The sequence below is a fragment of the Streptococcus oralis genome (assembly GCF_003944215.1).
GTDB classification, from domain to species: domain Bacteria; phylum Bacillota; class Bacilli; order Lactobacillales; family Streptococcaceae; genus Streptococcus; species Streptococcus oralis_BI.
Genome location: NZ_RJVZ01000015.1, coordinates 45,390 through 59,211, shown reverse-complemented (window position 1 = coordinate 59,211; position 13,822 = coordinate 45,390). Strand labels below are relative to the sequence as shown.

At 42.0% G+C, this 13,822-nt stretch carries 13 protein-coding genes and 1 pseudogene; 1 reads left to right on the top strand and 13 read right to left on the bottom strand.

The window, feature by feature from the left end; all coding sequences use genetic code 11:
• The 5 genes and pseudogenes from D8804_RS10305 to pbp2a form a co-directional block, all read right to left on the bottom strand.
• Positions 1-133, bottom strand: a pseudogene (locus D8804_RS10305) (sigma-70 family RNA polymerase sigma factor); the annotation flags it as partial.
• 119 nt (positions 134-252) lie between these two features.
• Complete coding sequence (nusG, locus tag D8804_RS08515; RefSeq protein ID WP_000376732.1) at positions 253-789, bottom strand: transcription termination/antitermination protein NusG; 537 nt, start codon at positions 787-789, stop codon at positions 253-255.
• A 52-nt stretch (positions 790-841) separates the two neighbouring features.
• A complete protein-coding gene (secE, locus tag D8804_RS08510) occupies positions 842-1,018 on the bottom strand; it encodes a preprotein translocase subunit SecE (protein ID WP_000505776.1) in 177 nt (58 codons plus the stop codon).
• A 9-nt stretch (positions 1,019-1,027) separates the two neighbouring features.
• A complete protein-coding gene (gene rpmG / locus D8804_RS08505; protein ID WP_001809375.1) occupies positions 1,028-1,180 on the bottom strand; it encodes a 50S ribosomal protein L33 in 153 nt (50 codons plus the stop codon).
• Between the two features lie 52 nt (positions 1,181-1,232).
• A complete protein-coding gene (gene pbp2a, locus D8804_RS08500) occupies positions 1,233-3,428 on the bottom strand; it encodes a penicillin-binding protein PBP2A (protein WP_125399484.1) in 2,196 nt (731 codons plus the stop codon).
• Between the two features lie 86 nt (positions 3,429-3,514).
• On the opposite strand from pbp2a, the gene D8804_RS08495 reads away from it, so the two are divergent.
• The gene (locus tag D8804_RS08495; RefSeq protein ID WP_125399483.1) at positions 3,515-4,390 is read left to right on the top strand and encodes an RluA family pseudouridine synthase; all 876 of its coding nucleotides are present in this window, start codon (positions 3,515-3,517) and stop codon (positions 4,388-4,390) included.
• Positions 4,391-4,457: 67 nt separating this feature from the next.
• Here D8804_RS08495 and gap read toward each other — a convergent pair whose 3' ends face one another.
• From gap to jag, 8 genes are all read right to left on the bottom strand, one after another.
• Entirely contained in the window at positions 4,458-5,468 is a 1,011-nt protein-coding gene (gene gap / locus D8804_RS08490) for a type I glyceraldehyde-3-phosphate dehydrogenase (RefSeq protein WP_125399482.1), read from the bottom strand.
• 298 nt (positions 5,469-5,766) lie between these two features.
• Positions 5,767-8,418: a bifunctional acetaldehyde-CoA/alcohol dehydrogenase gene (adhE, locus tag D8804_RS08485; protein ID WP_125399481.1), complete on the bottom strand. Its 2,652-nt coding sequence runs from the start codon at positions 8,416-8,418 to the stop codon at positions 5,767-5,769.
• A 299-nt stretch (positions 8,419-8,717) separates the two neighbouring features.
• Positions 8,718-9,128: an MORN repeat-containing protein gene (locus D8804_RS08480; RefSeq protein ID WP_125399480.1), complete on the bottom strand. Its 411-nt coding sequence runs from the start codon at positions 9,126-9,128 to the stop codon at positions 8,718-8,720.
• Positions 9,115-9,558 (bottom strand): low molecular weight protein-tyrosine-phosphatase, encoded by a 444-nt coding sequence (locus D8804_RS08475; protein ID WP_125399479.1) that lies wholly within the window; start codon positions 9,556-9,558, stop codon positions 9,115-9,117. The genes D8804_RS08480 and D8804_RS08475 overlap by 14 nt, the downstream gene beginning before the upstream one ends.
• 47 nt (positions 9,559-9,605) lie before the next feature.
• On the bottom strand, positions 9,606-9,926 hold the full coding sequence (gene yajC, locus D8804_RS08470; RefSeq protein WP_025168961.1) for a preprotein translocase subunit YajC: 321 nt from the start codon (positions 9,924-9,926) through the stop codon (positions 9,606-9,608).
• 127 nt (positions 9,927-10,053) lie between these two features.
• Positions 10,054-12,030 carry a transketolase gene (gene tkt, locus D8804_RS08465; protein WP_125399478.1) on the bottom strand — a complete coding sequence of 659 codons (1,977 nt, stop codon included), beginning with the start codon at positions 12,028-12,030 and terminating at the stop codon, positions 10,054-10,056.
• A 117-nt stretch (positions 12,031-12,147) separates the two neighbouring features.
• Positions 12,148-12,771, bottom strand: coding sequence for a ribonuclease P (locus tag D8804_RS08460; protein WP_125399477.1), 624 nt, complete (start codon positions 12,769-12,771; stop codon positions 12,148-12,150).
• 50 nt (positions 12,772-12,821) lie between these two features.
• Positions 12,822-13,811: an RNA-binding cell elongation regulator Jag/EloR gene (gene jag, locus D8804_RS08455; protein WP_125399476.1), complete on the bottom strand. Its 990-nt coding sequence runs from the start codon at positions 13,809-13,811 to the stop codon at positions 12,822-12,824.
• Positions 13,812-13,822 lie beyond the last annotated feature (11 nt).

The window sequence follows — 13,822 nt, the reverse complement described above, 5'->3', positions numbered from 1 at the left end:
GGTCCACTAGCTCATAGAGGCACATCATCCCCTCCTGATCCCAGTCCTCTTTCTCCCACAGATGTAAATGGTATGCTTTGCGGCACTTATGAACGATTCCCTTGCTTTCTTCGTATAATTCTTTTAGATTCATAAACCTCTCCTTTCTGCCTTTAGTTTAGCAGAAAGAACCTAGTCTTTGATCTTCTTCTCCTCTTCTGTATTTCTCGTTGCCTCAACTGCATACAAAAAGAGAGGCATGGCCTCTCTAGGTTATAATTCTGCAATTTGGTTTAGGTTTACTTCTGCAATCGTATCATTACCAAACATAGAGATAATCATCTTCACTTTGTTATTATCAATTTCAGTAATTTTACCTGTATAATCTGCAAAAGCACCATCAATGATGCGGACAGTCTGCCCAACTTCAACATCAATATCAAACTCTTGAACAGTTTGTCCCATTGAAACCAGAATATCACGGATTTCTTGCTCCAATAGTGGAGTTGGTTTTGATCTGTTACCGTGTGAGCCAACGAATCCTGTTACGTTAGGTGTGTTTCGAACGACGAACCATGCTTCATCGGTCATGACCATTTCTACAAGGACATAACCCGGAAAGCGATTCTCTTCAACTTCCTTTTTCTTTCCATTTTTCTCAACTTGCACGGTTTGTGTTGGAATCTCAACGCGTAGAATATTATCCAACATGTTATACGTTTGTGCACGTTGCAATAGATTTTCTTTTACCTTATTTTCATAGCCAGAATAAGTTTGTAGAACAAACCATCCTTTGTCAAAACTATCCATGATATTTCCTTTCATAATAGAAGAAAGCTAGCAGAAGTTCTCCGCTTTTCTTCTAAAAAATGTTAATAAATCGAATCAAACCTGAAACAATCAATTGGTCAAAAATATAAATGATGACCACAAAGAAGGCTGTGTATTCCATAATAGAGCGAAAATCTCTCCAGCTTTCTTTGCGAGTCGGCCATGTTGTTTCCTTAAGAAGTTTGAAGATATCCTTAATAAAACCCATCGTTCTCTCCTATCTCGTCTCTCTATGTGTCGTATATTTTCCACAATGTTTACAAAATTTATTTACTTCTAGTCGTGTTGGCTTGGGGTTCCCACTAATTTTGATTGAGTAATTTCTTGAACCGCAAACTGCACAAGCTAGGCTTGCTTTTTTTAGTGCCATAACGCCTCCATCTTATCTATTATAACAAGAAACCTAGACTTTGACAAGCCTCTTAACGAAAGAGATTGACGAAAGAGTCCCAGATTGTCTGGGCTTTCTCTTTTATCTTTGCATCCGAAATCGCACGTCCCGCTTCGTCTACAAGATTTTGAGCTCGGCTACGAATATCTTCTAGCGGATCCTCGGACTGGTTCGTTTCATTTTCAACGACCTGCTTTTTCGTATTTTCTGGTTCAATACCATTTTGTTTATAAGCATTCTCAACTGTAAAAGTGCTACCTGGAGTGTAAGGCAAAATGGTATTAGCCATACTTCTAAAGACATGGGCTGCTCCATTTGATGTCGAACCTGCCAGATAATGGTTTTCATCCGTCGTCGGGAAACCGAGCCAGTGGGTAATTACCACATCTGGAGTATAGCCAATCACCCACTGGTCACTAGTATATACTGAATTAAAAGCAGCCTCAGTAGTACCTGTCTTTCCAGCCATAACATAATCTGTTGGCGACGAACTAATTCCTGTACCATTGGTAAATGTTCCTAGCATCATGCTGGTCATTTTATCGGCTACCGACTTATCAATCACTCGTTTTTGGGAATTTTTATGACTCTTGATGACCTGTCCACTGGCATTTTCAATACGAGTGATAAAATGCGCTTCAGGCATCAGGCCTTCATTAGCAAAGGCTGCATAGGCTTGCGCCATCTGGAGGGGATTCGTCTCTACACCTCCACCGAGAGCGACTCCAAGAACTCGATCAACATTTTCCATATTCAGGCCAAATCTCTCCCCAGCGTCAAAAGCTTTGTCAATACCTAATGCATTTACAGTCGCAACTGCCGGTAAATTGAGTGATTCAGCCAAAGCCTGATACATAGGTACTTCTGGAGATGTCTTAATGCCCGCATAATTGTCCACTTGATAACTATCGTACTGCATCGTATGATTATCCAGTTGCTTGTTTAAGGCCCATCCTGCTTCTACTGCAGGTGTATAAACGACTAAAGGTTTAATGGTTGAGCCCGGGCTACGCTTAGACTGAGTGGCATAGTTGAAATTGCGGAAGCCTGGTTTGTCATCGCCAGCTACGCGGCCAACAACGCTACGCACCCCACCTGTTTTAGGCTCTAAAGCAACACTACCTGATTCGGCATGTGTTCCGTCTTCTGCCTTTGGAAACAGTGAGGTATTTTCGTAAACAACCTGCATGTTGGCTTGGTAGTTTTGGTCAAGCTCTGTATAGATTCGATAGCCGTTGTTGACAATCTCTTCTTCTGTGAGATTGTACTTGGAAACCGCTTCGTTGACAACTGCATCAAAATAGGACGGATAACGATAATCTAAAACCCTCCCTTCATACTTATCTTGCAGTTGAGAAGCCATATCTGTTCCAGCTGCTTCGGTCTCTTGATTTTTATCAATATAACCCGCCGCAACCATATTTTGCAAAACAGTATCCCTTCGGTTGGTCGAAGTTTCAACAGAATTTAATGGATTATACAATTCTGGTCCCTTGAGCATCCCCGCTAGAGTTGCCGCCTGATCAAGTGTTAGTTGTGAAGCCGATACACCGAAATATTTCTTACTTGCATCTTCAATACCCCATACCCCATTTCCAAAGTAGGCGTTATTGAGGTACATAGTAAGGATTTGCTCCTTGCTGTATTTCTTTGTCAACTCTAAGGCAAGGAAAAACTCCTTGGCCTTCCGTTCAACTGTCTGGTCCTGGGAAAGATAGGCATTTTTCGCCAACTGTTGAGTGATGGTGGACCCCCCTCCAGAACGGCCTGCTGTAAGGATGGCTAGAAAGAAACGACCGTAGTTAATCCCATCATTTTTATAGAAGGAACGGTCCTCTGTCGCGACGACAGCATTCTGCAAGTCTTTGCTGATATCTGCCAGCTCAACATAGGTTCCCTTTTGACCGGATAGGGCTCCTGCCTCTTTTTCTTCGCGGTCAAAAATCAGAGTTCGGGTTTTTAGGGCATTTTGTAAGTCATTGACATTGGTAGACTTGGCTATCGCAAATAGGTAGGTTCCTACTAACAAACCAGCACTTAACCCTAAAATGATGACGATCTTTGTCAGATGATAACGACGCCAAAATTTCCGAATTGGGCCTACTTGGGACAATTTTTTTCTATCGCTCCGTGAACGACGCATGCTAGTCGAATCAGGCTCCGCCGATTCACTCGTTTCTTTTTTAAAGAGAGAAAGAAACTTCTCAAATAATTTATCTAATTTCATGCGTTTATTTTATCATCTTCACCATAGGAACTCAAGAATTTAGCTACTCCCTATCCAAATAGGGCTTTTTTTGTTACAATATCTATATGCAATTCACATTTACATTACCCGAATCCTTGCCTCAAATGACGGTCAAACAATTCCTAGAGGAGCAACTCCTCATTCCTAGAAAGATTCGCCATTTTTTGAGAATAAAGAAGAACATCTTAATTAACCACGAAGAAGTTCACTGGAACGAGATGGTCAAACCAGGTGACGTTTGCCAGTTGACTTTTGACGAGGAAGATTATCCCCAAAAGGAAATCCTTTGGGGCAATCCAGACCTCGTTGAGGAAGTTTATCAAGACCAACATCTCATTATCGTCAACAAACCTGAGGGTATGAAAACACATGGGAATCAACCTGATGAAATCGCCCTTCTCAACCATGTCTCTGCCTACGTTGGGCAAACTTGCTATGTCGTTCATCGTCTGGATATGGAAACAAGTGGTTTAGTGCTTTTTGCTAAAAATCCTTTTATCCTACCCATTCTCAATCGTTTGTTGGAGAAAAAGGAAATCGCTCGTGAGTACTGGGCACTCGTAGAGGGGCAAGTAGGGAGTAAAGAACTGATCTTCCGAGATAAGATCGGACGTGATCGTCATGATCGCAGAAAACGAGTAGTGGACGCTAAAAATGGGCAACAGGCTGAAACGCATATCAATCGATTAAAGCAATTTCCAAACAAGACTTCTCTGGTTCGTTGCAAACTAAAGACCGGTCGAACGCATCAGATTCGTGTTCACCTCTCTTATCACAAGCATCCTATCCTAGGCGATCCTCTCTATAACTCTAGATCAAAAGCAAGCCGGCTGATGCTCCATGCCTTTCGACTTTCCTTTACTCATCCACTCACCTTCGAAAAATTGAGTTTTACTGCCCTCTCGGATACATTTGAAACAGAATTAAAAAAGAATGGATGACACTAGCATCCATTTTTCCATATAGAAAAAGCAAGACCAGAAGGCCTTGCTTTTATTGACTCAAGAATTATTTAGCGATTTTTGCAAAGTATTCAAGAGTACGTACAAGTTGTGCAGTGTATGACATTTCGTTGTCGTACCATGATACAACTTTAACCAATTGTTTACCATCAACGTCAAGAACTTTAGTTTGAGTTGCGTCAAACAATGAACCGTAAGACATACCTAAGATATCTGAAGATACGATTGGGTCTTCAGTGTATCCGTATGATTCGTTTGAAGCTGCTTTCATAGCTGCGTTCACTTCATCAACAGTAACGTTCTTTTCAAGAACTGCTACCAATTCAGTAACTGATCCAGTTGGAGTTGGAACACGTTGTGCAGATCCGTCAAGTTTACCGTTCAATTCTGGGATTACAAGACCGATAGCTTTAGCAGCACCAGTTGAGTTAGGAACGATGTTTGCTGCACCAGCGCGAGCACGACGAAGGTCACCACCACGGTGTGGTCCGTCAAGGATCATTTGGTCACCAGTGTAAGCGTGGATAGTAGTCATCAATCCTTCTACAACACCGAAGTTGTCTTGAAGAGCTTTAGCCATTGGAGCCAAGCAGTTTGTAGTACATGAAGCACCTGAGATAACTGTTTCAGTACCGTCAAGAACGTCGTGGTTAGTGTTGAATACAACTGTTTTAACGTCGTTTCCACCAGGAGCAGTGATAACAACTTTTTTAGCTCCGCCAGCGTGCAAGTGTTTTTCAGCCGCTGCTTTCTTAGCAAAGAAACCAGTTGCTTCAAGAACGATTTCTACACCGTCAGTAGCCCAGTCGATTTGTTCTGGATCACGTTCAGCAGAAACACGGATGAATTTACCGTTAACTTCAAATCCACCTTCTTTAACTTCTACAGTACCGTCGAAACGACCTTGAGTTGTGTCGTATTTCAACAAGTGTGCAAGCATAACTGGATCTGTAAGGTCGTTGATGCGAGTAACTTCAACACCTTCTACGTTTTGGATACGGCGGAAAGCAAGACGACCGATACGTCCGAAACCGTTAATACCAACTTTAACTACCATTAGTGATTTCCTCCTTATGAAAATCCTGAAAATTTTATTGTGAAAAGAGTAACTTGAATCACTACAAATCACCTTTCAACATTATTATTATATAACTATTTAAGTAGAATTGCAAGTACGGGCGTTGTTTTTCTCTCTTGCTTTTCTACTTTTCAATCCCCTTCATTCACCTAAGTTTTTATTTCTAGGATCTTCTATCCTATCCGCATAATCTTCTCTTCTCATAGTTCAACTCTAACTTCAGAAATAGGACTATGAAAAGAGACAGGATTACTCCTGCCTCTAGGCTGATAAACGATTATTTACGACGTCCTGGACGTTCTGCATAGCCATAGTAAGCATCTGCCATAATTTCTTCCATGTCGGCTACCATTGGCAAGCGTGGGTTAGCAGGTGAACATTGGTCTTCATAAGCAAGCAAGGCGATTTCATGCAAGCTGTCTTTCCAAACTTTTTCATCGATTCCTTGATCCTTGAAGTTCATCTTGATACCTACTGCAACACCAAGTTCATAAACAGCTTTAGCATAAGCTTCAACTGCTTCTTCTGGAGTTGAGTGAGGCAAGCCAAGCATTTTCGCGATGTCTTGGAATTTCTCATCAGCTTTCCAGTAGTTGTACTTAGGCCATGTAGTTGTCTTAGATGGGCGAGTACCATTGTAACGGATGACGTACGGAAGCAAGATTGCGTTTGTACGTCCGTGAACAGTATGGTGAACACCACCAATCTTGTGGGCCATTGAGTGGCTCATACCAAGGAAGGCATTGGCGAAGGCCATACCAGCCATTGTAGATGCATTGTGCATTTTTTCGCGAGCTTCTGGGTCAGCTGTCTTAACTGATTTTTCCAACCATTCAAAGACAAGTTTGATTGTTTGAAGCGCAATACCGTCTGTGTAGTCGTTAGCGAAGTTTGAAGTGTAGGCTTCAGTAGCGTGAGTCAAGACGTCCATACCTGTATCAGCAGCGATGAAGTCAGGAACTGATTCAACCAAAGCAGGGTCAACAATCGCAATAGTTGGTGTCAATGAGTAGTCAGCCAATGGGTATTTACGGTTGTTTTTCTTGTCAGAGATAACGGCAAATGGTGTTACTTCTGAACCTGTACCTGAAGTTGTTGGAATACCGATGTACTTCGCTTTCTTACCAAGTGATGGGAAGCGGAAGGCACGTTTACGGATGTCCATGAATTTTTGAACCAAGTCACGGAAGTCGATTTCTGGTTGCTCGTAGAAGAGCCACATTACTTTAGCCGCGTCCATTGGAGAACCACCACCAAGAGCGATGATTGTATCTGGTTCAAATGCTTTCATCACTTCAGCACCACGTTCTACAGTTGTGATGTCTGGATCTGGTTCAACATCTGAGAATACTTGGATAGTTACACGGTTGCTACGTGCGTTCAATTGATCGATAACACGTTGAACAAAGCCAAGTTTTTCGATAGATTTGTCTGTAACAATCATAACACGTTCAATATCTTCACATGTTTGAAGGTATTGGATAGAATTGCGTTCGAAGTAAATTTTTGAAGGAACTTTAAACCATTGCATATTATTTCTACGTTTCCCTACTTTCTTGATGTTTAGAAGGTTGATCGCACTCACGTTATCACCGACTGAGTTGTGTCCATATGAACCACATCCAAGTGTCAATGATGGAATGAAGGCATTGTATACGTCACCGATACCACCGAAAGTAGATGGAGAGTTCCAGATAATACGCATTGCTTTGATTTCTGTACCAAAGCGTTTAGCAAGAGCTTCGTCTTTTGTATGGATAGCTGCTGAGTGACCAAGACCGTTAAACTCAACCATTTGGCGAGCTTTTTTAAGACCGTCTTCTGTATCTTCAGCTTTTAGAACAGCGATGACTGGTGACAATTTTTCACGAGTCAATGGTTCTTTTGGTCCTACTTCTGCACATTCTGCAGCCAAGATGTTTGTTCCTTCTGGAACGCTGAATCCTGCTTGTTCTGCAATCCATGCAGCTGGTTTACCAACGATGTTTGCATTTAGTTTAGCGCCTGCACAGTTTTTGCTGTTTGCTTTAGCGCCAAAGCAGAATTCTTCAAGAAGGGCTTTTTCTTTTTTGTTTACAAAGTAAGTGTGGTATGATTTGAATTCTTCTACAAATTCGTCATACACTTCTTTATCAATGATAACAGCTTGTTCTGATGCACAGACCATACCATTATCAAATGATTTAGACATAACGATGTCGTGAGCAGCTTGACGGAGGTCGGCAGATTTTTCTACATAAGCAGGAACGTTTCCAGCACCTACCCCAAGAGCTGGTTTCCCACATGAGTAAGCAGCCTTAACCATGGCATTACCACCAGTTGCAAGGATAGTCGCAACACCTTCGTGGTTCATAAGCGCTCCAGTTGCTTCCATAGATGGTTCTGTAATCCATTGAACACAGTTTTCAGGTGCTCCAGCCGCGATAGCTGCATCACGAACGATTTGTGCTGCGTGAGCAGAAGATTCTTGAGCTGATGGGTGGAAGGCGAAAACGATTGGATTACGTGTTTTCAAAGCAATCAATGATTTGAAAATAGCTGTTGATGTTGGGTTTGTTGTTGGAGTGACACCACAGACTACTCCGACAGGCTCTGCAATTTTAGTCAAGCCAGTAACAGGGTCATCTTCAATAACACCGACAGTTTTAACACCACGCATGTTATTGACAACGTGTTCACAGGCAAAAAGGTTTTTTGTTGCCTTATCTTCAAATACTCCACGACCAGTTTCTTCAACCGCATGTTGTGCAAGGATACCATGTGCATCAAGAGCTGCAACCGAAGCTTTTGCCACGATATAGTCAACTTGCTCTTGGTTCAACTTGCGCATTTCATCAAGCGCAACCAAGGCTTTTTTCACTAACCCGTCGACATGCTTTTCAGCAGCGAGTTGTTTTTCCTCAGGTGTTAACGTTTTTTTATCAGCCATATTGTCCTCCATAGACTTCAAGGATTTAATCCTTTGTTAATTTTTTCACAAGTTTATTATAACTCTTTTTCAAGACTTTGTAAACCGTTTCATAAGCATTTCACAAAGAATTTTTATGAGATTGTGATTTTTTTCTCAATATGGCTACGCAATAGAGTTTTGCTTGGATGATTGTGAAATTGTGATAAAAAATTTTTTATTTCACAAAGTTTTTTCTCGTTGATAATCAGACATCGACTCCACTTCTAGAAAGCGTTTTCTTTTTCGTTTTTGACAATAGCCCCCTGATTAGGAGGCTATTATTTTTGTTGAAAGACACCTTGTTTAAAGCTGCCTTCATAGATAACTTCTTGCTCTGTAGTCAACTTCCCTTGACCTTCAGCCTGGCCATTTACAAAATCACCTTCATATTTCCAGCCAGATTTGGACTGGAAGGTTCCTTTACCATTGAAGGCCCCATTGTTGAACTCACCTGTGTATTGGTCCCCATTTTCAAAGGTCATGGTTCCTTGACCATTCATTTTCCCTCGTACCAAGGTACCATCATAAACAAGCGCACCACCATCAAGTGTCAGGACGCCCTTTTTTGGTGTGTTTAGTAGAAAAACCGAGATGGCACAGATAGCGATTAGAAGGACTGTTGCAATCTCTATACGCGGGCGAGTTAGATATACTCGATATTTTTCGAAGATTTCTTTAAACTTTTCCATTGTCACTCTCATTTTCTAAACGATCTAGCCAGCGTTGACATCCACTTGTGATACGAGCATAGGTTTCCTCAAAATCTCCCGTGTACCATGGATCTGGAACGCTTTCAGATGCAAAAGAGTAGATTTTGTGCTGTAGTTCGTGAGGACACATTTGACGCAGATCTGAAACGTTTGAAGCATCCATGCCGATAATGTAATCAAACGACTCAAAGTCTTCTCTGCCAATCTGAAGCGATGTTTTGTCTTTGTCATAAGGGATCTGATACTGCTGGAAAATCCCTTGCGTTCCCCTATGAATCGGATTACCATGTTCCCACGATGACGTTGCCCGACTCTCAATCTGGTAATCACTCGTCATGGACTTCATCACAAACTCTGCCATAGGGCTACGACAGATATTTCCTAAGCAAACAAATACTATTTTTTTCATCCCTTTTCCTCTCATCTCATAGAAAAACGGGAGTGACAGATCCCGTTTTATTCTTCGATTGCTCCGCCTTCGTCAACAACTGTTCCTTCTGGTGTCACAGCTTCTTTGAGTGGCAAAACAGTCTTAATTGCAGCCAATTCAAAAGTCAAATAAACGCCATCTACATCCAGTACGATTGTACCTTTCTCAGTATCTACTTCATCCACTGTTCCGTAAAGCCCACCAATTGTAATGACTTCATAGCCTTTTTGAAGCTTGTTCAAGCTTTCCATACGCTTTTGTGCTTGTTTCTTTTGAGAACGTTGCATAAAGAACATCAAGGCAAACATACCTACAAGCATGATCACAAATGTTAAATTTGGACTAATATTTTCCATAGTATTTTCTCCTTTGTATTTACATAGGACTACTATATCAAATTTCAGCTACTTTTACAAGATTGTGCCTTGTTTTTATGGTTATAAAAAATCAGAGTTTTCACTCTGATTTTTGTGATTATTTCAAGTTTTGAACGACTTTGACTAGATTTTCAACTGTAAATCCGTACTCTGCCAATACTTTTGGTGCTGGGGCAGATGCTCCAAAGGTATCAATACCGAGAACTGCACCATCAAGACCAACATACTTGTACCAGTTTTGAGTTGCTCCCATTTCGACTGCAACACGACGACGAACTGCATTTGGAAGGATTTCTTCCTTGTAAGCTGCATCTTGTGCGTCAAAGACATCTGTTGATGGCATGCTGACTACACGGACTTTTGCACCTTGGCTAGCCAATTCTTTGGCAGCTGCGACAGCTAGATTGACCTCTGAACCTGTCGCAATCAAGATTGTGTCAAAGTCTGCTGCATTTTCATAGACGACATAGGCACCTTTCGCAACTTTGTCAAAGTCTGTTCCTTCTTCGACAGTCAAGTTTTGACGTGTCAAGACAAGGGCAGTTGGTGTTTTTTCGCTTGTCACTGCAAGGTACCAAGCTGCTTGAGTTTCACGCGCATCTGCTGGGCGGAAAACATTCAGATTTGGCATAGCACGGAGACCTGCTAAGTGTTCAACTGGTTCGTGAGTTGGACCATCTTCACCAACTGCAATAGAATCGTGGGTAAAGACATAAGTCACAGGAAGTCCTTGCAAGGCTGACAAGCGGACAGCTGCTTTCACATAGTCAGAGAAGACGAAGAAAGTACCACCGTATACACGAAGTCCACCGTGAAGGGCCATCCCGTTCAAGATCGTTCCCATTGCAAATTCACGAACACCAAACTGAATATTGCGGTTCAAGCGATTAGCATCATCTTGAAGTCCATCCGTTTTGATGTAAGTCATGTTTGAGTGAGCGAGGTCAGCTGATCCACCTAGGAAAGTTGGCAACTTGGCAGCGACAACGTTCAAAGCATCCTGACTCGAGTTACGAGTTGCTTGAGAGAAACCATTTTCTAATGCTGGGAAGTCTGCCGGAGTCACATCAACTGGATCGCGTCCGTCAATGATGGCTTCTACTTCTGCAGCCAGTTCTGGATGTGCTTCTTTATAGTCAGCAACTAGTTTTGTCCAAGCTTGATAAGCTGATGCGCCACGGTCTGCAACATTTTCTTTGAAATCAGCATAAACTTCAGCTGGAATTTCAAATGGTTCATAGTCCCAACCAAGAACTTGGCGAGTAGCCGCAGTTTCATCTGCTCCAAGAGGAGCACCGTGTACAGCATTGGTTCCTTGTTTGTTTGGAGAGCCGTATCCAATCACAGTCTTCACTTCGATCAAAGATGGTTTCCCTGAAGCTTTTGCTGCTTCGATAGCAGCATGGATAGCTTCCAAGTCTGTTCCATCTTCAACCAAGGCTGTATGCCAACCGTAGGCATTGTAACGGTCACGAACACTTTCTGTAAAGGAATCCTTTGTCTCACCATCCAAGTTGATGTCATTTGAATCATAAAGAACCACCAACTTGTCAAGTTTTTGCAAGCCCGCATATGAAGCCGCCTCGCTTGAGACACCCTCCATCAAATCTCCATCTCCACAGATCACATAAGTATAGTGGTCAAAGATATTGAAGCCTTCACGGTTATATTTCGCTGCTAGGAAACGTTCTGCTTGGGCAAAGCCGGTGGCAGTAGAAATCCCTTGTCCTAGAGGACCAGTTGTAGCGTCAATCCCTGCTGTATGCCCAAATTCTGGGTGACCTGGTGTTTTTGAACCCCATTGGCGGAAGTTCTTGACTTCATCCATGCTAACATCTTCAAAACCAGAAAGGTGAAGAAGGGCATAAAGAAGCATAGAGCCGTGACCTGCTGAAAGAATAAAACGGTCGCGATTGATCCAGTTTGGTTGTGCTGGATTGATGCGAAGTTGTTTTGTAAAGAGGCTATAGGCCATTGGAGCAGCCCCCATAACCACCCCTGGGTGACCTGAGTTTGCTTTGTTGATGGCGTCAATACCTAGAAAACGAATTGCATTAACAGATAGATTTGACATAGAATTTCCTTTCTCTTTGAGGTGATTAATGAATCACACATTCTATTTTACTATTATATGAAAAAATGCATAGAATAGCAATAAAACAATTTGCGTTCATCTAACACATGTGATTTTCTATCCCCTCGTCACCTCATAGTACGGAAGCAAGCGCGTATAAGCATCTTCTAGCTTATCCAATATCACTTCTACTGACTGATTTTCAATGAAGGAAACATCTGACTTGACTAAGACTTTTCGGGCTTCCTGACTTCTCACCTTCTCGCGTAAAGTACGACGGTTCTCCTCAGTAGCCTCCACCTTATGACTTTCCCCATTTGAGTAGACTAGATAATAAATCCCTTCTACCGCTGGAAGCTCTAAAACCTTGGCTTGCTTGTCTAAAGTCTGTTCGTCTTTCTTACGTTCGATGAAACTAACTTCTAGTGAGACACCAAAATCAGAAGGAACCCCATATAAGCGCAGAGCTAACATAGGTTCTGTCACCTCCCCCTCTCTCTGTAGATAGACCCAGAAATGCGGTCGCAAGCGTTGCGCTTGATTCATCCACTGACTAGTCTGTTGCAGTTGCCATTCTGGATGCTTTTCTTGGAAGACCTTGGCTAAGTTCGTAAAAGCCTTGCGAGCCTCCTGCCCTTTGTGGCGCAATTCCAGCATCTTCTCTCGCTCATCTCCAGCCTTATCTGGATGACGATATTGGATACCTGCATAAGATAAATAGTTCCTGATTGCTTCCATCATCTGTTTCTTCTCCTTTTTCTAACAAAAAATCAGGATGAACCTGATTTTATTTATTCTGTATCTACGACAACATATCGATTTGGTTCATCACCCTCAGAATAACTCGTCACACCATCCATGCGCGAAATAATGCGATGGATAATCTTGCGTTCGCTATTCGACATTGGATCTGTTTGTTGGCTACGTCCTTCTTCTAGAACGCGAGTCGCCAATTTTTGTGCATAGGTTTGCAACACTTCTGCACGATGTTCAACGTAATCATTGACGTTGATTGTGATATAAAAAGTTCTTGAATAACGATTGTAGAGGTAGTTTTGCGCCAAAAGCTGAAGTGCTTTCAATACTTTTCCGTGGTAGCCGATAATACGACCTGGTTCATTTGTGTCAATTTGAAGATTGATGGTGCGGCGATTGTAGTCGCTTGAAATCGTCCCTTCAACATCCATATCATCCACAATGGTTTGAACATAGTTAGCCACTTGAGTTGCTACTTGTTCGATGTCATAACTCGGCTCCACCTTCAAACCTAGATCTTCCAAAGACTGGCTTTCTACCGATTCTGACATAGATACAAATTCTTCACACTCTGCTGGGTCTTCCACTCCAGCATCTCCTGTCTGCAATTCATTTAAAATCGCGATGTGACCTGTTTCTTCTAAGATCGTGCTAGCATGTTTCTCATTTTTCAAGATTTCAGCCTTGATTTCATCAGAAACACCCTGACCTTCCTCTTCTATTTTTTTAATCGCCTCAACAACATGACCAAGATCAACTGTCGCCTCTGTTACTGTCTTAACAGGTTCGTTTTGTTCATTGATTTCTTTTGGAACACCTTTTACAGCTTGTTGATTGGCCTTAATCACAGTCGTCTCACTAATCGCCTCAATATCAACTTGAGCTGGTTTTTTCCCAAATAAGCCTAAAAAACCTTTCTTCTCTTTGGACACGACCTTGATGTGAGTCTTCATTCTCGGAATACCTAACTCTTTCAATCCTTTCCGGATTGCTTCTTCAACAGTTGAACCTGTAAATAATACCATTATCAGATTCC